This window comes from Streptomyces sp. NPDC036822, from assembly GCF_055609145.1.
In genome coordinates this window covers 362578-384076 of sequence record NZ_JBVJPY010000005.1, presented here as the reverse complement: position 1 = coordinate 384076, position 21499 = coordinate 362578, and the positions used below count along the sequence as shown (strand labels likewise).

Below are 21499 nucleotides of genomic sequence, written 5' to 3'. Positions count from 1 at the left end.
TCTGACACTCAGTCAGTTTTCTCCGCGGGCCCCCTTCCCCCTTCCGCCGGTCGGCGCTCTAATGACCGCCGGGTCAGTTCCGGCCGTGACGACCAGCGGGGTCAGGAGGAACGGTGGAGTACAACCTTGCCGACCTGTTCGAATCGGTCGTCGACGTGGTCCCCGACCGCGAGGCGCTCGTGTACGTCGACCACCCGGGCACCGGCTCCGAGCGCCGGCTCACCTACGCGCAGCTCGACGCCGCCGCCAACCGCCTCGCCCACCATCTGATCGACTCGGGCATCCGTCCTGGCGAGCACCTGGGACTGCACCTCTACAACGGCGTCGAGTACCTGCAGACCGTGCTGGCCTGCCTCAAGGCGCGGATCGTCCCAGTCAACGTCAACTACCGCTACGTCGAGGAGGAGCTGGTCTACCTCTACCGGGACGCCGACCTGGCCGCGCTCGTCTTCGACGCGGAGTTCACCGACCGGGTCGCCGCCGCCCTGCCGCGGACGGAGAAGCTGCGGCACCTCGTCCGGGTGGGGACCCGGACCGAGGGCGGGACGGCGGCACCGGGCCACGCCTGGACGGACTTCACCGACGCCGAGGCGTCCGGCTCGCCGGAGCGGGGCTTCCCGGCGCGGTCGGGCGACGACCTCTTCATCATCTACACCGGTGGGACGACCGGGATGCCCAAGGGCGTCATGTGGCGCCAGGAGGACCTGTTCTTCGCCGGGCTCTTCGGCGGAGAACCGGCGGGCGAGCCCGTGAAACGCCCGGAGGAGCTGGCGGAGCGGGTGGCGGCGCGCGGAGCGGGGATCACCTTCTTCCCCACTCCCCCGCTGATGCACGGCACGTCGACGCTGACCTCGTTCGTCGCCTTCAACTACGGGCAGCGGCTCGTCCTCCACCGGAAGTACGTCCCGGAGGAGGTGCTCCGCACCATCGCCAAGGAGAAGGTCTCCAGCGTGTCGCTGGTCGGCGACGCGATGCTCAGGCCCCTCGTCGACGCCCTGCACGGCACTCTCCAGGGCACGGACCTGTCGTCGCTCTTCAGCGTCTCCTCGTCCGGAGCGATCATGTCGGACACGGTACGGGCGCAGTTCCAGGCACTCGTCCCCGACGTGCTGCTCCTGAACAACTTCGGTTCCTCCGAGTCCGGTTCGAACGGCAGGGCGACGGACGACTCGGGCCCGGAGAGGGGCTTCCGACTGGAGGTCAACGAACGCACCCGGGTGGTGGATCCAGTGACGTACGAACCGGTGCCCGTGGGCGTGCCGGGGCGCCTCGCGCAGCGCGGGCACGTGCCGCTCGGCTACTACAACGACCCGGTGAAGACGGCCGAGACCTTCTTCCGCCGGGGCGACGAGCGCTGGGTCCTCCTCGGCGACATGGCGACCGTCGACGAGGACGGCATCGTGACCGTCCTCGGGCGGGGCTCGCAGTGCATCAACACCGGCGGCGAGAAGGTCTATCCGGAGGAGGTCGAGCAGGCGCTGAAGTCCCACCCGGACGTCTACGACGCCCTCGTCGCGGGAGTGCCGGACGCGAAGTGGGGCCACCACGTGGCCGCGGTGGTGCAACTGCGCGCCGGGGCTGAGGCGCTCGACCTGTCGGCCGTCCAGTCCCACTGCCGCTCCCGGCTGGCCGGCTACAAGATCCCGCGCCGGCTCGTGCTCACCGACAGCATCCAGCGCTCACCGAGCGGCAAGGCGGACTACCGCTGGGCGAGGTCCGTCGCGTCGGCCGGAGACGGCGGCAGCTGAGCTGGGAAGCGGGCGTCGGCGCCCGGCCGCCAGAGGCCCACGGGCCAGGCGGTCAGGCGGTCAGGCGGTCAGGCGGTCAGGACGACCTTGACGCGTGCGTGTTCCACCTCGACGTAGCGGATGGCCTCCGCCGCCTCGCCGAGGGGGTAGGTCCGGTCGATGACCGGGATGAGCCGACCCGTCTCGACCAGCTCGCCGAGCGCCACGACGTCGGGCGAGCCGTTTCCGTCCTGGAGGATCGCCTTCACCGGGGCCTCCGTAACGCGCGTCGACGGTGCGGAAAGGCTCCCGACCGCCCCCGGGCTCCCTCGACCACCGTAGGCGCGGGGCGCGCCCGGGACATCGGGGACGATCCCTGGGGGACGTCGTCGGAAGCACGCCGCACCGGGCCGCGAACTCCCGTGGGCCAGCGGGTTCGCCGCGGGCGCGACGCGATACCGTGGTACGTCCGTCCCCGGAAGACGGCCGCCTCCCCCCGAGCATGAAGGAACCGCACCACCATGTCCGAGACCCTGCGCGGTGACTGCGCGAACTGCTTCGGGCTGTGCTGCGTGGCGCTTCCCTTCGCCCGGTCGGCGGACTTCGCGGTGGACAAGTCCTCCGGCGAGCCCTGCCGGAACCTGCGGGACGACTTCCGCTGCGGCATCCACACCCGGCTGCGGCCGAGCGGCTTCTCGGGCTGCACGGTGTACGACTGCTTCGGCGCCGGCCAGAAGGTCTCGCAGATCACGTTCGGCGGGGTCTCCTGGCGGGAGGCCCCGGAGACGGCGCACCTGATGTACGAGGTCTTCCCCGTGATGCGGCAGCTCCACGAGCTGCTGCGCTATCTCACCGAGGTCCTCGCGCTGCCCGCCGCCCGCCCGCTGCACACCGAAGCGGGCGGAACCCTGGCCCGGGTCGAGGAGCTCACGCGGGGGACGGCGTACGAGCTGGAAAAACTGGACGTGGCCGCGGTGCGGGCCGAGGTGAACCCGCTGCTGCTGAAGGCGAGCGCGCTCGTGCGGGCGGCGGCCGGGGGCAAGGCCAAGAACCGGCGGGGCGCCGACCTGATCGGGGCCCGGCTGCGCGGGGCGAAACTGCGCGGCGCGGACCTGCGCGGGGCGCTGCTGATCGCGGCGGACCTGAGCGGCGCCGACCTGTCCCTCGCCGACCTGATCGGCGCCGACCTCCGCGACGCCGATCTGTCGGGCGCCGACCTGACCGGCGCGCTCTTCCTCACCCAGCCCCAGCTCAACGCGGCCCGCGGCGACGCCGCCACCCTGCTCCCCGAGGGCTTCGAGCGCCCCTCCCACTGGGCCGGGCGCTGCTGAAAGCCGCCGGGGAGCCCCGGCGGGGCCCCCTTCCGTCGGGCGGCCGCCGAGCCGCTCCCGGCCCTCAGGGAACGTAGACGTACGGGGTCGTCGTCGTCAGCGGGACGAATCCGAGGCGCTGGAGGATCGGGCGGCTGGTGTCCGCCGCGTCGACCTGGACGTAGGCGTGGCCGTGTGCGGCGGCAACGCGCGTGCGATGGGCGACGAGCGCGCGGTAGAGGCCCCTGCCGCGCCACGGCGGGACCGTGCCGCCGCCCCAGAGCCCGGCGAAGTCGGTGCCGCGATACAGCTCCAGGCGAGCGGCGCTGACGGGTTCGTCGCCCGCCATGGCCAGGACGGCGGTGACGGTCCCCGGGTCGGCGGCGAGCCGGTCCATGAGCTGCCGGCCGATGTGGGAGCTGTCCCCGCCGAAGGCCCGGTCGTGGACCTCGGTCACGAGGCGCACCCCGGCCGCGTCGGTCACCGGGCGCAGCTCGACGCCGTCGGGCAGCTCCACGGCGGTCGGCAGCGCCGCCGCCTCGGCGACCATCAGGGTCTCCTGGTCCTCGGCGGTGAATCCGGCCGCGCGCAGGCGAACGGCGAGGTCGGCCGGGCCGTCGTGGCCGTACAGCTTCCACTCGAACGCGCGTCGGCCGTGCCGGGTGTAGTGGCGGATCTGCCGGGCGATGACGACGTCGGCGTCCGTCTCGTCGAGTCCGGACCAGAGGACGCCGTTCCAGGCGTGCTCGGGCCCGGTCTGCCGGACGACCGGGCCGTCCCGTTCGACCCGGCTGCCGGGGCCGTCGGGGCGGGCGCCGAGCCGCAGCTGCCGGTCGTACCGGCGCAGTATCGCCGGGTGGTCCGAGGAGTCCATGCGGTCACTCCAGCACCGGCCCCCGGAGGCGGGCAAACGGGTTTCCGGACTTCGCCGTCATCCGCCGGCCACGGCCTGGCCGACGCCCTGGCGGCGGGTCGCGCGTCCAGGGCGTCGCGCGGACCTCCGCCCGGGCGCCCGGCCAGGCGCTCCGCCGCGTCGCGCCGCCTCCCGGCCTCAGGCCGTGGAGTGGTGCAAAGGGGTGAGCTGCTCGATGTCGTAGCGGCGGCGCAGTTCCTCCACGGCCGCGTGGTCGACCTCTCCGCCGGAGCCGAGGATCTCGAGCAGCTCCTCGAAGTACCGCTCGTGGTCCGGGGGCGGGGACGCCTGGAACAGCATCCGCGCGGGCTCGCCCGTCGGGTTGGCGAAGGCGTGCGGGCAGCCCGGCGGCACGAGGATCAGCGTGCCGGGAGTGGCGCGTACGACCCTCTCGCCGGCGGCCGACTCCCAGTCCCGCCAGCGGTCGGGGGTGCGCACCAGCGGCTCGAAGGCGAGCACGTCCAGTTCGCCTTCGAGGATGTAGAACAGCTCCTCGCTGTGGCCGTGGGTGTGGGCGCCGACGTCGAACCCGGGCGGGACCTCGACCTCGAACGTGGAGGCGGTCCTGGTGTGCTCGCCGGTGACCTTGAAGGTGACCCGCTGAGCGGCGGTGGTGAGGGTCTTACCGTGGCCGGGCGGCACGACGAGCCCCCCGCGCGCCTGAATGGCTGTCATGCGGTCCTCCGTCCTCTCGTCGCCGTGCCTTCGCCGCGCGACCGCGCCGGCCCGGTCACCAGGTGACCGGAAGGGTCTCGGGGCCCCGGATCAGGGCGCCGCGCTGCCACTGGATCTGATCCTCGGGTACGGCGAGGCGCAGGTCGGGGAAGCGTTTCCAGAGGGTGTCGAGGAGGATCTCCGACTCGATGCGCGCCAGTGCGGAGCCCGGGCAGTAGTGGGGCCCGTGGCCGAAGGCGACGTGCGGGTTGTAGTCGCGGTCGAAGTCCAGCCGCTCGGGGTCGGGGAAGACCTCCGGGTCGCGGTTGGCGGTCAGGTAGGAGACGTAGACGGGCTCGCCCCGGGGGATCAGCACGCCGCCGACCTCCACGTCCTCCATGGCGATCCGGGACAGGCCGACGGCGTTGCGGTGCGGGATGTACCGCAGCAGCTCGTCGACGGCCTGGGGCAGCAGGCCGGGGTCGGCGCGCAGCCGGGCGAGGTGCTCGGGGTGGGTGAGGAGGGCGTACACCATGTTGGCGCTGTTGTTGCGCACCGCGTGCGCTCCGCCGATCTGGATGAGGACGGCGAGGCCGACGGCCTCGTGCTCCTCGAGGGTGGTGTCGCCGACGGCGTCCGCGAGGACGGCGACGAGCGTCTCCTTGCCCGTTCCGTGGCTGCGGCCGATGAGATCGGTGAAGTACTGCCCCATCTCGGCCTTGGCCTTCTCGCTGGCCTCGCGGCCGGCCCCGGCGGAGATGATCGTGTCGGACCACTGGGCCATCAGCGGCTGGTCGCCCTCCGGCACGCCCATCAGCTCGCTGACCATGGCGAGCGGGAAGGGGCGGTTGACCATCGCCATGAGGTCGGCGGGGGCGCCGTGTACCTCCACCGCGTCGAGGAGGCGGTCCATGGTGGCCTGCGCATGGTCACGCAGGGACCGCAGCGCGCGGGCGCTGAAGGCGCGGGCGACGACCCGGCGCATCCGGGTGTGGTCGGGCGGGTCGGCGAAGCCGACGGCTCCGTCCATGGGGATGAAGTGCGGGGCGAGCCGGGTGACCTGGCGCCCCCAGACGGCCTGCCGGCTGAAGCGGGGGTCGACGGAGACGAACTTGACGTCCTCGTAGCGCGTGACGAGCCAGGCGTGACCCTCGCCGTTGGGGAGCCGTACGCGGGTGACCGGGTCCTCGTGCAGCAGCCGGGCGAGCAGGGGATCGAAGTCGAGGCCGGTGAGGTCGGGCACGGCCCAGAAATGGACCTGGGGGACGTCGGCGGACTCGGAAGTGACGGTCGTGGTCATGGGGCGGCCTTCGCGGGTGCGGGTGCGTGCGGGTCCGGTACTCCCCTGACCCATCCCCCGCTTTTCGCACGCATGCGCACGGAGGAGGTCAAACGCACTCCATTGCGTGATCTTGCGGCGGCCCGGAGCACGGTCTGCCGCCCGCACACCCGGGCGCGTGCGGCACCCGCGCCGCGCACCACGCGGCCACCGGCCGGGGCCCCACGCATACGGACACACACGGAGACGGGCGCGGAAATCTCGTCCCACCCCCTTGCCAAGGACGGGGTCCGGCCGGATTTACTGATCCGGACGGATCAACCGAACGATCGGTCGCCCGCTGCGGACGGGCGGCCGCCGCCGGGGCGGGCACCGGGACGGGAGTACGGCGCATGACGGACCTGTGGGACAGCGGCGAGCGGCTGGGACGCGCGGAGCTGGAGGCCCTCCAGCTGGAGCGCCTGCGCTCCACGCTGCGCCACGCCTACGAGAACGTGGACTTCTACCGGCGGTCCTTCGACGGCGCGGGAGTGCGTCCCGAGGACTGCCGTTCGCTCGCGGACCTCGCCCGTTTCCCGTTCACGGCCAAGACCGACCTGCGGGACCACTACCCCTTCGGCATGTTCGCCGTGGACCGTTCGCGCGTCAGGCGCGTCCACGCCTCCAGCGGGACCACCGGGCGGCCGACCGTCGTCGGGTACACCGATCGCGACCTGGACGTCTGGGCGGACGTGGTCGCCCGGTCGATACGCGCGGCCGGCGGGCGCTCCGGGCACCGGGTGCACGTCGCCTACGGCTACGGACTCTTCACGGGCGGGCTCGGCGCGCACTACGGCGCCGAGCGTCTCGGCTGCACGGTCATCCCGGCCTCGGGGGGCATGACGGCGCGCCAGGTCCAGCTGATCCAGGACTTCGAGCCCGAGATCATCATGGTGACGCCCTCGTACATGCTGACGCTGCTCGACGAGTTCGAGCGTCAGGGCGTCGATCCCCGCACCACCTCGCTTCAGGTCGGGATATTCGGCGCGGAGCCGTGGACCGAGGCGATGCGGCGGGAGATCGAGGAACGGTTCGCGATCGACGCGGTGGACATCTACGGCCTCTCGGAGGTCATGGGCCCCGGGGTGGCGCAGGAGTGCGTCGAGACCAAGGACGGACTGCACGTCTGGGAGGACCACTTCTACCCCGAGATCGTGGACCCGCTCACGGGAGAGGTGCTGCCGGACGGCGAGGAGGGCGAGCTGGTGTTCACCTCGCTCACCAAGGAGGCCATGCCCGTCGTCCGCTACCGCACCCGGGACCTGACCCGTCTGCTGCCGGGCACGGCGCGGGTCTTCCGGCGGATGGAGAAGGTGACCGGCCGCAGCGACGACATGGTGATCCTGCGCGGGGTGAACCTCTTCCCGACCCAGATCGAGGAGATCGTGCTGCGTACGCCGGGGGTCGCGCCGCACTTCCAGCTGCGGCTGACCCGCGAGGGGCGCCTCGACGCGCTGACGGTACGGGCCGAGGCCCGCCCGGAGGCGACGCCCGAGCAGCGCGCGGAAGCGGCCCGGGCGATCGCGCGGTCCGTCAAGGACGGGATCGGGGTCTCGGTCGGGGTCGAGGTGGTCGACCCCGAGACGCTGGAGCGGTCGGTGGGCAAGATCAGGCGGATCGTGGACCTCCGGCAGGACGAGGGCGGCACGGCCCGGACGGCAGGCCCGTAGGGAGTGTCCGGAAGGTGCGGCGTCCGTGCGGAGGGCGTCGCCGCACAGCGGCGTCCGTGCGGAGGGCGTCGCCGCACAGGCGGGACTCAGGTCGTGTCCGCCCGGGTGGCGAAGCGGTCCCGGAGCTCGCGCTTGAGGATCTTCCCGCTGGCGTTGCGCGGCAGCGCGTCCACGAAGAGGACCTTCTTCGGGGCCTTGAAGTGGGCGAGCTTCTCCCGCGCGTGGGCGAGGAGTTCGTCCTCGGTGACAGCGGCCTTCGGGACGACGACGGCCGTGACCGCCTCGATCCAGCGCTCGTCGGGGAGTCCCACGACGGCGACCTCGGCGACGCCCGGGTGGGTGTAGAGGGCGTCCTCGACCTGGCGGGAGGCGACCAGCACTCCCCCGGAGTTGATGGCGTCCTTCACCCGGTCCACGATCGTGAAGTAGCCCTCGGCGTCACGGACGGCGAGGTCGCCGGAGCGGAACCAGCCCTGCCGGAACGCCTCCTCCGTCTCCTCCGGCCGGTCCCAGTACCCGTCGCACAGCTGGGGGGAGCGGTAGACGATCTCGCCGGGTGTGCCGTGCGGGACTTCTCCGCCGTCCTCGTCGACGACCTTCGCCTCGACGAAACGGACGGGCCGCCCGCAGGACTCCATGCGGCCCTCGTGCTCGTCGGGACCGAGCACGGTGGCGAGCGGTCCGATCTCGCTCTGCCCGAAGCAGTTGTAGAAGCGCAGCCCCGGCAGGCGGGCCCGCAGCCGCTCCAGGACGGGCACGGGCATGATCGAGGCGCCGTAGTACGCCTTGCGGAGGGCCGACAGATCGCGGGCGCCGAAGTCCGGATGGTTCGACAGGCCGATCCAGACGGTCGGCGGGGCGAAGAGGCTGTCGGCGCGTCCCGCCTCGATCAGACCGAAGAGGACGGCGGGGTCGGGGGCGTCGACGATGGTGTTCTCGGCGCCGACCGCCAGGTAGGGCAGCAGGAACACGTGCGTCTGCGCGGAGTGGTAGAGCGGCAGCGAGTGGACCGGCTTGTCGTCCTCGTGGAGGTCCAGGGCCTCGATGGCACTGGCGTACTCGTGGACCAGCGCGCGGTGGGTCATGACCGCGCCCTTCGGCAGGGCCGTGGTTCCCGAGGTGTAGAGCAGCTGCACGTGCGCGCGTGCGTCGCGGTCGGCGTCGTACGTGCCCGGTTCGGCGAGGGCCGCCAGAAACGAGTCGTCCGCGTCCCTCAGCGCCGTCACGGCGAAGCCGTCGGGGACACGGCCGGCGAGGGCCGGGTCGGCCAGGACCAGTGAACTCCCGGACTGTCCCAGGATGTACGACAGGTCGTCACCGGTCAGGTGGTGGTTGACGGGGACGTGGATCAGGCCCGCGCGCGAGCAGGCCAGGAAGGCGATGAGATAGGCGTCGGAGTTGTGACCGTACGTCGCGACGCGGGCGGACTCCGCCAGTCCGTACCGCTCACGCAGGACGGCGGCGCCCGTCGACACCGCCGCGTCCAGCTCCGCGTAGGTCCAGGAGCGGTCCGCGTACCGCACGGCGATCCGGTCGGGGACACGCTGCGCGCTCATCCGCAGGACACCGTCGACGGTACGGCTCAGGAGTCGTTCCATGCCCGGATCCTCGGTGGGCACCGAGGGGCGGGTCAAGTACCCGGAACCGGATGGCGCGGGTCAGGGGCTGAACGAGAGGAAGACGAACGCGGCGAAGATCGAGAGGTGGACTCCGCCCTGGAGGAGCGTGGCCCGTCCGGGCACCACGGTCAGGGCGCTCACCACGGCGGTGAGCACCAGCAGCACCATGTGGAGGGGCCCCAGACCCAGCACCAGGGGCCCGGACAGCCAGATCGACGCGAGCGCGATCGCCGGGATCGTCAGACCGATGCTGGCGATCGCGGAGCCGTAGGCGAGGTTGAGGCTGGTCTGCATGCGGTCGCGGCGGGCCGCGCGCACGGCCGCGAGGGTCTCGGGGAGCAGCACCATCAGGGCGATGACGACGCCGACGACCGCCTTGGGCAGGCCGGCGGACTGGACGCCGTCCTCGATGGTCGGCGAGACGAGCTTGGCGTTGCCGACGACGGCGACGAGAGCGAGGACCAGCAGGCCGAGGCTGGCCCAGGTCTGGCGCAGCGTCGGCGGCGCGGCGTGTTCGTCCTCCGACAGCGGCGCCTCCTGGCCGTCGGGCGTGACGGGCAGGAAGTAGTCGCGGTGCCGGAAGGTCTGGACGGTGACGAACACGCCGTACAGGCACAGGGAGGCGACGGCGGCGAAGGCGAGCTGGGCGCTGGAGAACTCGGGCCCGGGGTGGCTCGTGGTGAAGGAGGGGAGGACCAGCGTCATCGTCGCGAGGGTGCAGACGGTGGCGAGGGCTCCGCCGGAGCCCTCGGCGTTGAAGACGGCGACGCGGTTGCGCAGGGCGCCGACCAGGACGGAGAGACCGACGATGCCGTTGCATGTGATCATCACCGCCGCGAAGACGGTGTCGCGCGCGTAGGTGGAGGTCTTCTCGCCGCCACCCGCCATGAGGCTGACGATGAGTCCGACCTCGATGACCGTGACGGCGACGGCCAGGACGAGCGAGCCGAAGGGTTCACCGACGCGGTGGGCGACGACCTCGGCGTGGTGGACGGCCGCCAGCACGGCGGCGATCAGACAGACGGCGATGAGCGCCACGGCGAAGCCGGGCAGGTCGCGTCCCCACGCGACGCCGAGGGCGACGGCCGCCACGACCGGTCCCCAGGTGGTCCACTGCCGTGCAAGACCCGCCGCGCTCGAACTCATGATCAGCATACTGCCACAAAGGGTGTGTACACCGGCCATAAGGTCCATGGGGGCCCGGGCGGACGCCGCCGCGCGGTTCACCCGGCCGGGTCGTCTACATCGCCCGGTCGTGGCCCTCCCAGTACGGCTCGCGGAGCCGCCGCTTGTAGAGCTTGCCGTTGGGGTCCCGGGGCATCGACGTGACGAAGTCCACGGATTTGGGGCACTTGTAGCCGGCCAGACGCCGGGCGCAGTGGTCGAGGATGCCGGCGGCGAGGGCCTCGTCCGGCTCGTGGCCTTCGGCCGGTTCGACCACGGCCTTGACCTGCTCGCCCCAGTCGGCGTGCGGGATGCCGAAGGCCGCGGCGTCGGCGACCGCCGGGTGGGCGAGGAGGGCCGCCTCGATCTCGGCGGGGTAGATGTTGACCCCGCCGGAGATGATCATGTCGATCTTGCGGTCGCGGAGGAAGAGGTAGCCGTCCTCGTCCAGGACGCCGAGGTCGCCCACTGTGAAGAAGTCGCCGATGCGGCTCTTCGCGGTCTTCGACGCGTCCTTGTGGTAGGCGAAGCCACCGGTGCTCATCTTCATGTAGACGGTGCCGAGTTCGCCGGCCGGGAGCCGGTTGCCGTCGTCGTCGAAGACGGCCAGCTCGCTGATGGGCCAGGCCTTGCCGACCGTGCCCGGCTTCTTGAGCCAGTCCTCGGCGGTGGCGAAGGCGCCGCCTCCCTCGCTCGCGGCGTAGTACTCCTCGACGCATCCGCCCCACCAGTCGATCATGGCCCGTTTCACGTGCTCGGGGCAGGGTGCGGCGCCGTGGATGGCGTGGCGCATCGACGAGACGTCGTAGCGGTCGCGCGTCTCCCCGGGCAGGGCGAGGAGCCGGTGGAACTGGGTCGGGACCATGTGGGTGTGGGTGCAGCGGTACGCCTCGATCAGGCGCAGCATCTCCTCGGGCGCCCACTTGTCCATAAAAACCAGGGGGTGCCCGATGTGGAGGGCGGCCGCGGCGAACTGGAGGACGGCCGTGTGGTAGAGCGGCGAGCAGACGAGATGGGTGTTGCCGTCGAAGGGCCGGATCCCGAAGATGCCGAGGAAGCCGCCGAGGTGGGTCTCCTCGGGAAGCTTGCCGGGCAGTGGTCGGCGGATGCCGCGCGGGCGGCCGGTGGTGCCGGAGGTGTAGTTCATGACCCAGCCGAGGGTGCGGTCCTCGGGCGCCGACTCGGGGAAGTCCGCGAGGAGTCCGGCGTACGGGCGGAACCCCGGGATCTCGCCGACCGCGTGCCGGTGGCTCGCGGGCAGCCCCGCCTCGTCGGCGGCGGCGGTCGCGGCGGCCGCGAAGCGTTCGTGGGCGATGAGCACCTTGGCGCCGGAGTCCGCGACGATCCAGGCGATCTCGGGTCCCACGAGGTGGTGGTTGACGGGCACGAGGTAGAAGCCGGCCTGGGTGGCGGCGAGATGCGCGGTGAGGAACTCGACACCGTTGGGGAGGACCACGGCGAAGGCGTCGCCGCGTTCAAGGCCGGCCGCGCGCAGTCCGTGGACCAGGCGGTTGGCGTCGGCGTGGAGGCGTCCGGCGGTCCACTCCGTGCCGTCTGGCGCGATGAGGACCGTACGGGTGGGGTCGGCGGCGGCCTGGGACCAGAAACCGTTCGTCTGCTGCTCGTTCACCCCTGGCTCCTTCCGGCGACGCGGTTCAGGCGGTCCATGGCGCGCTCGAAACCGCGGGTGAGGTCGTCGAAGACCTGCTGGACGCCGCGCTCGGAGTTCATCCGGCCGACGATCTGCCCGACGGGCGTGCCGAGCAGCGGCTCGACCTCGTACTTCTGGATACGGGAGACGGCCTCGGCGACCAGCAGGCCCTGGAGGGGCATGGGGAGGGTGCCGGGCCCGTCGGGGTCGTCCCAGGCGTCGGTCCACTCGGTGCGCAGCTGGCGTGCGGGCTTGCCGGTGAGCGCCCGGGAGCGGACGGTGTCGCCGGATCCCGCGGCGAGGAGTTTGGCGGTGAGGGCCCGGGAGTGGAGTTCGGCCTCGGTGGTGGTGAGCCAGAGGGAGCCGAGCCAGACGCCCTGGGCGCCGAGCGCGAGCCCGGCGGCGATCTGTTCGCCGCTGCCGATGCCGCCGGCGGCGAGGACGGGCAGCGGGGAGACGGCGTCGACGACCTCGGGGGTCAGGACCATGGAGGCGATCTCGCCGGTGTGTCCGCCCGCTTCGTACCCCTGGGCGACGACGATGTCGATGCCGGCGTCGGCGTGGTGGCGGGCGTGCCGCGCGGTTCCGGCGAGCGCGGCGACCAGGACGTCCCGGTCGTGGGCGCGGGCGACGACGTCGGCGGGCGGGGAGCCGAGGGCGTTGGCCAGCAGCTTGATGGGGTAGTCGAAGGCGACGTCGAGCTGGTTGCGGGCGACCTGCTCCATCCAGCCGGTGATGCGCCATCCCGAGGCCTCGCCCTCGGCGAGGGCGGGGACGCCGTGCTTGGCGAGGGTGGTGCGGACGAACTCCCGATGCCCCTCGGGGATCATCGCCTCCACCTCCGCCTCGCTCACCCCCTCCACCTTCTTGGCCGGCATGACGACGTCGAGGCCGTACGGCAGACCCTCGGTGTGGTCCTGCATCCAGTCCAGGTCGCGGGCGAGGTCGCCGGGGGCGGTGTAGCGGACCGCGCCGAGGACGCCGAACCCTCCGGCTCTGGTGATGGCGGCGGCCACCGTTGGAAAGGGCGTGAAGCCGAAGATGGCGTGCTCGATCCCCAGCTCTTGGCTCAGCTCCGTCTTCATGGGCGGCAGGATGCCGCAGCGGAACAGCCGAGGGAAGAGCTTTTCTGATGCAGTGTCAGATTCTTTGGGTGCCCGCCCGCTTCCTTGACGCACCCTCACCCCGGTAAGAAAGTTTCAGATGTGACGGGTGTTCCCGAAGGATTCTTTCAGCGGCGTGGGAGAGGGTAGGGGATGACGGAGGAAACGGCAGAGGGGTCGGTGGGCCGGGGAGTCGGTCGCCGCGCGTTCGGCGGCGGGCTGCTGGCTCTGGGAGGTGCGGTGATGGTCGGCTCGATTCCGGGGGCCGCCGCGGCCTCCGGCCCCGGGCGGGAAAGCGCGGCATCCGGGGCCGCCCGAGGCGGACGGCCCACCCTGCGGCACGGGTCCGCCGAGCGGGCCGGACTCCTGCCCGGGCATCTCGACCGGCTCGTCACCGACGCCGAGGCCTTCCTCGGACCCTCCCCCGCCCATCCCTGGTACGCGGGGGCCGTGCTGCTCGCCGGGCGGGGCGGAACGGTCGCGCTGCACCGGGCGATCGGCTCGGCCGTACGCTACGCGCGCTACGACGAGAAGACGGACACCGGCGTCGAACTTCCGGCGGAGCAGCGGATCGCGATGGCCGAGGACACGGTCTTCGACCTCGCGTCCGTCTCCAAGCTGTTCACCTCCATCCTCGCGGTCCAGCAGATCGAGCGCGGGGCGCTGGAGCTGGAGGCGAGGGTCACGGCGTACCTCCCGGAGTTCGGCGGCGGCGGCAAGCAGGACGTCACGGTCCGTCAGCTGCTCACCCACACGTCGGGGTTCCGTGCCTGGATCCCGCTCTACAAGGAGCCGACCCGGGAAGGGAAGCTGCGCCTGCTGTGGAACGAGGTCCTCGCCGCCGCCCCCGGCACGGCGTACCTCTACTCGGACCTGAACCTGATCTCGCTCCAGCTGATCCTGGAGGAGATCACCGGTCGCCCCCTGGACGTCCTGCTCCGGGACGAGATCACGGCGCCGCTCGGGATGCACCGCACACGCTTCAACCCGCCCCCCTCCTGGCGGCCGAAGATCGCCGCGACGGAGGACGCCCGGCTGCCCTGGTCCGGACTCGACCGGGGCATGGTGTGGGGCGAGGTGCACGACGAGAACGCGTACGGCCTGGGCGGCGTCGCCGGGCACGCCGGTGTCTTCTCCTGCGCGTGGGACCTCGCCGTCCTCGCCCGCACCCTGCTCAACGGCGGGGCCTACGGGCCCGCCCGGATCCTCGCCCCGGAGTCCGTGGAGCTGATGTTCACCGACTTCAACACCGCGTTCCCCGGCGACGAGCACGGGCTCGGATTCGAACTGAACCAGCACTGGTACATGGGCGCCCTGGCCACCCCGCGCACGGCCGGCCACACCGGGTTCACCGGCACCAGCCTGGTCCTCGACCCCACCACCGACGCGTTCCTCGTCGTCCTGGGCAACTCCGTGCACCCCGTGCGCACCTGGCGCTCCGGCTCCGCGCCCCGGGTCGCCGCCGCGAACGGCCTGGCCCGCGCCGTGCCCGTCCGCCCGGCGCGTGGCCGGACCGCCTGGTTCTCGGGCATGGCGAGCGCCGCGACCGCCACGCTCGCCCTTCCCGCGCTGCCGCCGGGCGTCGCGCGTCTGCGGTGCGCCCTGTGGTGGGACACCGAGCCGGGGACGGACGCCGCGTTCCTGGAGGCTTCGCGGGACGACGGCGCGACCTGGGAGCCGGTGCCGTTCCTCACCGGACGCGAGGGACAGGAGCCGCTGCCCCGGCCCGCGGGTGCGGTGAGCGGCTGGTCCGGGCGGGTCTGGCACGAGGCGACCGCCGACCTCACGGCCTGGGGATCGGCCTCCGTGCGCCTTCGCTGGCGGTACACGACGGACCAGCGTTACGTCGGGCGCGGGGTGTACGTCGACGGGCTGCGGGTCGTCGACGGGGCCGGCCGGGTCCTGTTCGACGAGGCCAGGGCCTCGGATGCGTCGGGGATCGAGGCGGTGGGCTGGACGAGGTCGACGGACTGAGCGGTACGGGCCGGAGGCCGGGGCCGGGGCCGAGGCCCGAGCGAGTGGATGGGGCCCCGCGAGCCGGGCGGGGGCCGGCCCTCACCGGAGCCGGCCGCTCACCCCTTCTCGGCCTCGGAGAGGAACCGCGCCAGCACCTGTCGGTAGCGCTCCGGCTCCTCGGCGGTGGCCAGATGGGCGCTGTCCTCGAAGAGGACCCATGCGACGCCCGGGATGGCTTCCGCCAGGGGCCGGACCAGATCGGGCACGACCACGTCGTGGCGACCGGAGGTCAGCAGCACGGGCAGGGCGAGCTCGCCCAGGCGCTCGCTGACGTCCCACTCCCTCAGGCTTCCGGTGACGTTCCACTCCGGTCCCCACAGCGCGGTGTCGACCTCCTCCCTCAGGGTGAGGACGGAACGCACGACGTGCTCGGGCCAGGGGTCCAGGCGGCAGAGCCACCGCTGGTAGAACTCCATGGCGGCGCCGAGGTAGGCGTCGTCGTCGGTCGTGCCCGCCGCCTCGCACCGGTCGATGATGTCCCGCACCCCGGGGGGAAGGGAGTCCTTCAGCCGCCGGGCCTCGGCCGCGTAGGCGGGGGCGTTCGCGATGGGGCTCGCCAGCACGAGGGAGGCCACGCCGGACGGCTTTCGGAGCATGTACTCCAGGAGCACCTGGGTGCCCCAGGAGTGGCCGAGGAGGTGGACGCGGTCCAGTCCGAGCGCGCGCCGGACGGCGTCGACCTCGGCGACGAAGGTGTCCATCGCCCACAGGGCCGGATCGTCGGGCTGGTCGGACCTGCCGCAGCCGAGCTGGTCGTAGAAGACGACGGTCCGCGCGGCTTCCCCGGTCCGCCCCGCCCCGTTCTCCTCGGCCAGGGCGGCGAGGTCCTCCAGGTAGTCGTGGGGCAGTCCGGGCCCGCCGTGCACCACGAGGAGCGGCGGCTTGCCTCCCGGCGCCGGCAGGGCACCGACCACCCGGTACCAGGTGTGGAAGCCCCGAAACGGCACGGTGCCCTCGGTGACGGCCATGGCGCCTCCTGAGAAGTCCGGCGGCAGACGAACCGGCGGCGGAAGATCCGGCAGCCCTTCCATGATGGGCGGGCCGAGGCGGGGGCCGCATGCCGGGGGCCGGCCGCCGTGCGCAGGAGCCCCACACCGTGGGCCGGCCGCCGTACGCAGGAGCCGCACACCGTGGGCCGTGCGCAGGGGCCACGCCGTGGACCGGCCGCCGGACTCCTCGGCCGTGCGCAGGGGCCGCACACCGTGGACCGGCCGCCGTGCGCAGGAGCCCCACACCGTGGGTCAGCCGCCGGACTCCGCGGCCGTGCGCAGGGCCGACAGGACGGGGCTGATCAGCGGATGGTCCTCCGCCCCGCGCCGTACGGCGGCGAAGACCCGGCGGGTCGGGGCGACGCCGTCCACCGGCCGGATGACGACGTCGGCGAGCTCCATGCCCCGGAGCGCCGAACGCGGCACGAGGGCCACGCCGGCCCCGGCCGAGGCGAGCGCGACGACGGCGCGGAAGTCGTCGGAGGAGTGCTCCAGACGCGGGGCGAAGCCCGCGTACTCGCAGGCGAGGACCGTCACGTCATGGCAGGGATTGCCCGCCGACTGGCCGATCCAGGCGTCCTTGGCGAGATCGGCCAGCGCGACCCGCTCACCGCCGGCCAGCGGGTGGCCGAGGGGCAGTACGGCGTCGAAGGGCTCCGCGTACAGCGGGACGCGGGTGAGCCGGGCGTCGTCCTCTCCGGGTGCGCCCCGGTACTCGACGGCGACGGCCACGTCCACCTGCCGGTCCAGGACCATCATCAGGCTCTCGTCGCCCTCCGCGTCCCTCACCCGGACCCGGATGCCGGGCGACGTGCAGGCGAGGCCGGTGATCGCCGGGGCGACGACCAGGCCGATGCCGGTGGCGAACGCGGCCACCGTGACCGTACCGGCCTCGCCGGAGCCGTACGCGGCGAGCTCGGACTCGGCCCGCTCCAGCTGGGCGAGGACGGCGTTGGCGTGGTCGAGGAGGATCTCGCCGGCGGGGGTCAGGCGCGCGCCGCGGGCGTTGCGCTCCACCAGCCGGTGGCCGGTCTCCTGCTCCAGGGCCGCGAGCTGCTGGGAGACCGCGGAAGGCGTCAGATAGAGCGCGGCGGCAGCCGCCGTGACCGTGCGGTGGTCGGCCACCGCCCGGAGGATGTGCAGCCGCCGCGCTTCGATCATTCCGCTGGGTCCCGTCCGGTCGGTCCTGCCCGGATCGTCGACCGGGCAGGACCTAGTCTCGCAGGGCCGCGCGGGCGTCGACGAACGCGTCGACCGCGCGGTTCACGTCCTCGGTGGAGTGCGCCGCCGAGAGCTGGACGCGGATGCGCGCCTGGCCCTGCGGGACGACGGGGTACGAGAAGCCGATCACGTACACGCCGCGCTCCAGGAGCAGCTCCGCCATCCGTCCGGCCTCCGCCGCGTCGCCGATCATGACGGGGGCGATGGCGTGGTCGCCGGGGAGGACGTCGAAGCCCTCCTCGGTCATCCGCGAGCGGAAGAGCGCCGTGTTGGCGCGCAGGCGCTCGCGCAGGTCGCCGGCCGACTCCAGCAGGTCGAGGACCTTGAGGGAGCCCGCGGCGATGACCGGGGCGAGGGTGTTGGAGAAGAGGTACGGGCGGGAGCGCTGGCGCAGCAGGGCGACGATCTCGGCACGGGCGGCGACGTAGCCGCCGGACGCGCCGCCGAGGGCCTTGCCGAGCGTGCCGGTGATGATGTCGACGCGGTCCATGACCCCGTGCAGCTCGGGGGTACCGCGCCCGCCGGGGCCGACGAAGCCGACGGCGTGCGAGTCGTCGACCATCACCATGGCGTCGTGGCGCTCGGCCAGGTCGCAGATCTCGTCGAGCGGCGCGACGTAGCCGTCCATGGAGAACACGCCGTCGGTGACGATCAGCTTGCGCCGGGCACCGCCCTCGGTGGCCTCCTTGAGCTGACGCTCCAGGTCGGCCATGTCGCGGTTGGCGTAGCGGAAGCGGCGGGCCTTGGAGAGCCGGATGCCGTCGATGATGCTGGCGTGGTTGAGGGCGTCGGAGATGACGGCGTCCTCCGGGCCGAGGATGGTCTCGAAGACGCCGCCGTTGGCGTCGAAGCAGGAGGAGTAGAGGATCGTGTCCTCCTGGCCGAGGAACGACGACAGCCGGGCCTCCAGCTCCTTGTGCACCTCCTGCGTACCGCAGATGAAGCGCACGGACGCCATGCCGTAGCCCCAGCGGTCGAGCGCCTCGTGGGCGGCGGCGATGACCTCGGGGTGGTCGGCGAGGCCGAGGTAGTTGTTGGCGCAGAAGTTGAGCACCTCGCCGGGCCGCCCGCCGGCGGTGACGGCGACGGTGGCGGACTGGGGGGTGCCGATGACGCGCTCGGGCTTGTGCAGGCCGGCGGCGCGGATCTCGTCGAGGGTGGTGCGGACGTCGTCGCGTACGGAGGAGAACATCGAGGGCTCCTGAGGAGGTGAAGAGGCGGGACGGTGCGGGGGCGACGGCCTGGGTCGTGGCCGTGGGGTCGGGCTGGGCCGGGGGCGGACGCCGAGTACTTTCCGGACCCTCCCTAGAGCCTGCTGTCCCAGTCGAGGATGATCTTGCCGCCCTTGCCGGACGCGGCGTCGTCGAAGGCGGCCTCGAAGTCGCGGTAGTCGTACCGGCCGGTGATCACCGGGGAGAGGTCGAGCCCGCCTTCCAGGAGGACGGACATCGCGTACCAGGTCTCGTACATCTCGCGGCCGTAGATGCCCTTGATGGTGATCATGGAGGTGACGATCTTCGCCCAGTCGACGGAGAAGTCCTCGGCGGGCAGACCCAGCATCGCGATCCTGCCGCCGTTGGTCATGTTGGCGACCATGTCGCGCATCGCGCGCGGGTTGCCGGACATCTCCAGGCCGACGTCGAAGCCCTCCTTGAGGCCGAGCGTGCGCTGCCCGTCGGCGATCGTCCCCTCGGCGACGTTCAGGGCCAGCGAGACGCCGGCCTTGCGGGCGAGGTCGAGGCGCTCCTCGCTCACGTCGGTGATGACGACGTTGCGGGCGCCGGCGTGCTTGGCGACGGCCGCGGCCATGATGCCGATCGGGCCGGCGCCGGTGACCAGCACGTCCTCGCCGACGAGGGGGAAGGAGAGCGCGGTGTGCACGGCGTTGCCGAAGGGGTCGAAGATCGCGGCGATGTCGAGGTCGACGGGGACCCGGTGCACCCAGACGTTGGACGCGGGCAGGGCGACGTACTCGGCGAACGCGCCGTCGCGGCCGACGCCGAGGCCGACGGTGGCGCGGCAGAGGTGGCGGCGGCCGGCCAGACAGTTGCGGCACTTGCCGCAGACGAGGTGGCCCTCGCCGCTGACCAGGTCGCCGACGGCGATGTCCGCGACGTCACGGCCCGTCTCGACGACCTCGCCGACGAACTCGTGCCCGAGGGTGAGGGGCGTGGCGATGGTCTTCTGCGCCCAGCCGTCCCAGGCGCGGATGTGCAGGTCCGTGCCGCAGATGCCGGTCCGCCTGACCTTGATCAGTACGTCCCCGGCGCCGATCTCCGGCTCCGGCACGTCCGTGAGCCAGAGTCCCGGCTCCGCCTTCTGCTTGACCAGTGCCTTCAATGCCATGGCTCCCGACGTACGAGTCCTGTGAGTGAGGGGGTCCGGGCACGGTTTCGCGCCAAGATCCCCGAAGGAGAATCTTCCGTACGCCGGGCCCCTGGTCCATCGAGGTTTTCTTAAGCACGGTCGCAGATCAGCTTCACGTCCCCGGTGCGGACGCGCCGACGGGCACCCGCCGGGGACGGCCGGCGGGCGTCGTTCGGGTCACCGTCCGAGGGCCGCCATCGCCGCGTTGTGTCCGGGGACACCGCTGACTCCGCCGCCCCGCACGGCGCCGGCGCCGCACAGCAGCACGTTGGCGTGGGCGGTCTCGACGCCCCACCGGCCGGCGCCGTCGTCCCCGTAGGGGAAGGAGAGGTCGCGGTGGAAGATGTGGCCGCCGGGAAGGCGCAGATCGCGTTCCAGGTCGAGCGGTGTCCTCGCCTCGACGCAGGGCCGGCCTTCCGCGTCCAGGGCCAGGCAGTCGGTGATCGGCTCGTCGAGGACGGCGTCGAGCTCCGCGAGGGTCGCCTTGAGCAGTTCGGCGCGGGTGGTGTCGTTGTCGGCGGCGAAGAGGCGGGCGGGGGTGTGCAGTCCGAAGAGGGTGAGGGTCTGGTAGCCGCGCGCGGCGAGGTCGCGGCCGAGGATGGTCGGGTCGGTCAGGGAGTGGCAGTAGATCTCGGAGGGCGGGACGCTCGGCAGCCGGCCGGCGGCGGCCTCGGCGTAGGCGGTCGCCAACTGCTCGTACCCCTCGGCGATGTGGAAGGTTCCGGCGAACGCCTCGCGGGGGTCGACGGAGCGGTCCCGCAGCCTGGGCAGCCGGGTGAGCAGCATGTTGACCTTGAGCTGGGCTCCCTCGGCGGCCGGCGGGGGCGTCTCGACCAGGAGGTCGGCGAGTGCCTGCGGGGAGGCGTTCACGAGTGCGTGCTCCGCCTCGACGGTCCCCTCGCCGTCGGCGGTGCGGTAGGTGATGCCGGCGCGGCGGCCGTCGGTCTCGATACGGGTCACCTCGTGGCCGGTGCGGATCTCCGCGCCCGCCGTGCGCGCGGCGTCCGCGAGGGCGTCGGTGAGCGCGCCCATGCCGCCGACCGGCACGTCCCAGTCGCCGGTGCCGCCGCCGATCACGTGGTAGAGGAAGCAGCGGTTCTGCACCAGGGAGGGGTCGTGGGCGTCGGCGAAGGTTCCGATGAGGGCGTCGGTGAGGACGACGCCCCGCACGAGGTCGTCGTGGAAGGTCTCCTCGACGGCGGCGCCGATGGGCCGCTCGAACAGCATGCGCCAGGCGGTCTCGTCGTCGACGCGGGCGCGCAGTTCGCCGCGGCTGGGCAGCGGTTCGGTGAGGGTGGGGAAGACGCGCTCGGCGACCTGGGCGGTGCGGCCGTAGAACGCCTGCCAGGCTTCCCACTCGCGGTCGGAGCCGGTGAGCCGGGCGAAGGAGGCGCGGGTACGGTCGGGGCCGCCGCCGACGAGGAGCCCGCCGTCACCCCGGGGGGTGTACGAGGAGACGGACCGTTTCCGCACGGCGAACCGGAGGCCCAGCTCGCGCACGATCTTCTGCGGCAGGAGCGAGACGAGGTAGGAGTACCGGGAGAGACGGGCGTCGACGCCCGCGAAGGGCCGGGTGGAGACGGCGGCCCCGCCGGTGGAGCCGAGGCGTTCCAGGACGAGGACGGTGCGTCCGGCGCGGGCCAGGTAGGCGGCGGCGACCAGTCCGTTGTGGCCACCGCCGACGATGACGGCGTCGTACGAGCGCTGTGCGGTCATGTCTCTTGCTAGCACGCGGAGATCCCGGTGCGGAACCCCGCCCTCCGCCCTGGCGCGGGAG

Annotated in this window: 17 protein-coding genes; 4 read left to right on the top strand and 13 right to left on the bottom strand. The window is 72.7% G+C overall.

Going from position 1 to position 21499, the window contains the following annotated elements; all coding sequences use genetic code 11:
• The first annotated feature begins 113 nt into the window (after positions 1-113).
• Positions 114-1748: an acyl-CoA synthetase gene (locus ACZ68P_RS14965; protein ID WP_471006077.1), complete on the top strand. Its 1635-nt coding sequence runs from the start codon at positions 114-116 to the stop codon at positions 1746-1748.
• A 68-nt stretch (positions 1749-1816) separates the two neighbouring features.
• On the opposite strand, the gene ACZ68P_RS14960 is transcribed toward ACZ68P_RS14965, so the two are convergent.
• A complete protein-coding gene (locus ACZ68P_RS14960) occupies positions 1817-1996 on the bottom strand; it encodes a zinc-binding dehydrogenase (protein ID WP_471006076.1) in 180 nt (59 codons plus the stop codon).
• A gap of 252 nt (positions 1997-2248) precedes the next feature.
• On the opposite strand from ACZ68P_RS14960, the gene ACZ68P_RS14955 reads away from it, so the two are divergent.
• Positions 2249-3058, top strand: coding sequence for a pentapeptide repeat-containing protein (locus ACZ68P_RS14955; RefSeq protein ID WP_471006074.1), 810 nt, complete (start codon positions 2249-2251; stop codon positions 3056-3058).
• Between the two features lie 64 nt (positions 3059-3122).
• Here the strand turns inward: ACZ68P_RS14955 and ACZ68P_RS14950 are convergent, their stop codons facing one another.
• The 3 genes from ACZ68P_RS14950 to ACZ68P_RS14940 all read right to left on the bottom strand — a co-directional run bounded on the left by ACZ68P_RS14950 (position 3123) and on the right by ACZ68P_RS14940 (position 5904).
• Positions 3123-3911 carry a GNAT family N-acetyltransferase gene (locus ACZ68P_RS14950; protein ID WP_471006072.1) on the bottom strand — a complete coding sequence of 263 codons (789 nt, stop codon included), beginning with the start codon at positions 3909-3911 and terminating at the stop codon, positions 3123-3125.
• 177 nt (positions 3912-4088) lie between these two features.
• Positions 4089-4625 carry a cupin domain-containing protein gene (locus ACZ68P_RS14945; protein WP_471006071.1) on the bottom strand — a complete coding sequence of 179 codons (537 nt, stop codon included), beginning with the start codon at positions 4623-4625 and terminating at the stop codon, positions 4089-4091.
• A gap of 55 nt (positions 4626-4680) precedes the next feature.
• Complete coding sequence (locus ACZ68P_RS14940; protein ID WP_471006070.1) at positions 4681-5904, bottom strand: cytochrome P450; 1224 nt, start codon at positions 5902-5904, stop codon at positions 4681-4683.
• A 371-nt stretch (positions 5905-6275) separates the two neighbouring features.
• Here ACZ68P_RS14940 and paaK point away from each other — a divergent pair, with 371 nt between their 5' ends.
• Positions 6276-7592 (top strand): phenylacetate--CoA ligase PaaK, encoded by a 1317-nt coding sequence (paaK, locus tag ACZ68P_RS14935; RefSeq protein ID WP_471006069.1) that lies wholly within the window; start codon positions 6276-6278, stop codon positions 7590-7592.
• 86 nt (positions 7593-7678) lie between these two features.
• On the opposite strand, the gene ACZ68P_RS14930 is transcribed toward paaK, so the two are convergent.
• The 4 genes from ACZ68P_RS14930 to ACZ68P_RS14915 form a co-directional block, all read right to left on the bottom strand.
• Entirely contained in the window at positions 7679-9190 is a 1512-nt protein-coding gene (locus ACZ68P_RS14930; RefSeq protein WP_471006067.1) for a fatty acyl-CoA synthetase, read from the bottom strand.
• Between the two features lie 60 nt (positions 9191-9250).
• A complete protein-coding gene (locus ACZ68P_RS14925) occupies positions 9251-10357 on the bottom strand; it encodes a calcium:cation antiporter (protein WP_471006064.1) in 1107 nt (368 codons plus the stop codon).
• A gap of 94 nt (positions 10358-10451) precedes the next feature.
• Complete coding sequence (locus ACZ68P_RS14920; protein ID WP_471006062.1) at positions 10452-12005, bottom strand: acyl-CoA synthetase; 1554 nt, start codon at positions 12003-12005, stop codon at positions 10452-10454.
• Complete coding sequence (locus ACZ68P_RS14915) at positions 12002-13111, bottom strand: NAD(P)H-dependent flavin oxidoreductase (protein ID WP_471006061.1); 1110 nt, start codon at positions 13109-13111, stop codon at positions 12002-12004. The genes ACZ68P_RS14920 and ACZ68P_RS14915 overlap by 4 nt, the downstream gene beginning before the upstream one ends.
• 171 nt (positions 13112-13282) lie before the next feature.
• Here ACZ68P_RS14915 and ACZ68P_RS14910 point away from each other — a divergent pair, with 171 nt between their 5' ends.
• Positions 13283-15103, top strand: a complete 1821-nt coding sequence (locus ACZ68P_RS14910; RefSeq protein WP_471006058.1) for a serine hydrolase domain-containing protein — start codon at positions 13283-13285, stop codon at positions 15101-15103.
• A gap of 98 nt (positions 15104-15201) precedes the next feature.
• Here ACZ68P_RS14910 and ACZ68P_RS14905 read toward each other — a convergent pair whose 3' ends face one another.
• The 5 genes from ACZ68P_RS14905 to ACZ68P_RS14885 all read right to left on the bottom strand — a co-directional run bounded on the left by ACZ68P_RS14905 (position 15202) and on the right by ACZ68P_RS14885 (position 21438).
• The gene (locus ACZ68P_RS14905; RefSeq protein ID WP_471006057.1) at positions 15202-16113 is read right to left on the bottom strand and encodes a proline iminopeptidase-family hydrolase; all 912 of its coding nucleotides are present in this window, start codon (positions 16111-16113) and stop codon (positions 15202-15204) included.
• A 273-nt stretch (positions 16114-16386) separates the two neighbouring features.
• Positions 16387-17295: a LysR family transcriptional regulator gene (locus ACZ68P_RS14900; protein ID WP_471006056.1), complete on the bottom strand. Its 909-nt coding sequence runs from the start codon at positions 17293-17295 to the stop codon at positions 16387-16389.
• Positions 17296-17347: 52 nt separating this feature from the next.
• On the bottom strand, positions 17348-18547 hold the full coding sequence (locus ACZ68P_RS14895) for a glycine C-acetyltransferase (RefSeq protein ID WP_471006054.1): 1200 nt from the start codon (positions 18545-18547) through the stop codon (positions 17348-17350).
• 113 nt (positions 18548-18660) lie between these two features.
• Positions 18661-19695: an L-threonine 3-dehydrogenase gene (gene tdh, locus ACZ68P_RS14890; protein ID WP_471006385.1), complete on the bottom strand. Its 1035-nt coding sequence runs from the start codon at positions 19693-19695 to the stop codon at positions 18661-18663.
• Between the two features lie 204 nt (positions 19696-19899).
• Positions 19900-21438: a phytoene desaturase family protein gene (locus tag ACZ68P_RS14885; RefSeq protein WP_471006053.1), complete on the bottom strand. Its 1539-nt coding sequence runs from the start codon at positions 21436-21438 to the stop codon at positions 19900-19902.
• Positions 21439-21499 lie beyond the last annotated feature (61 nt).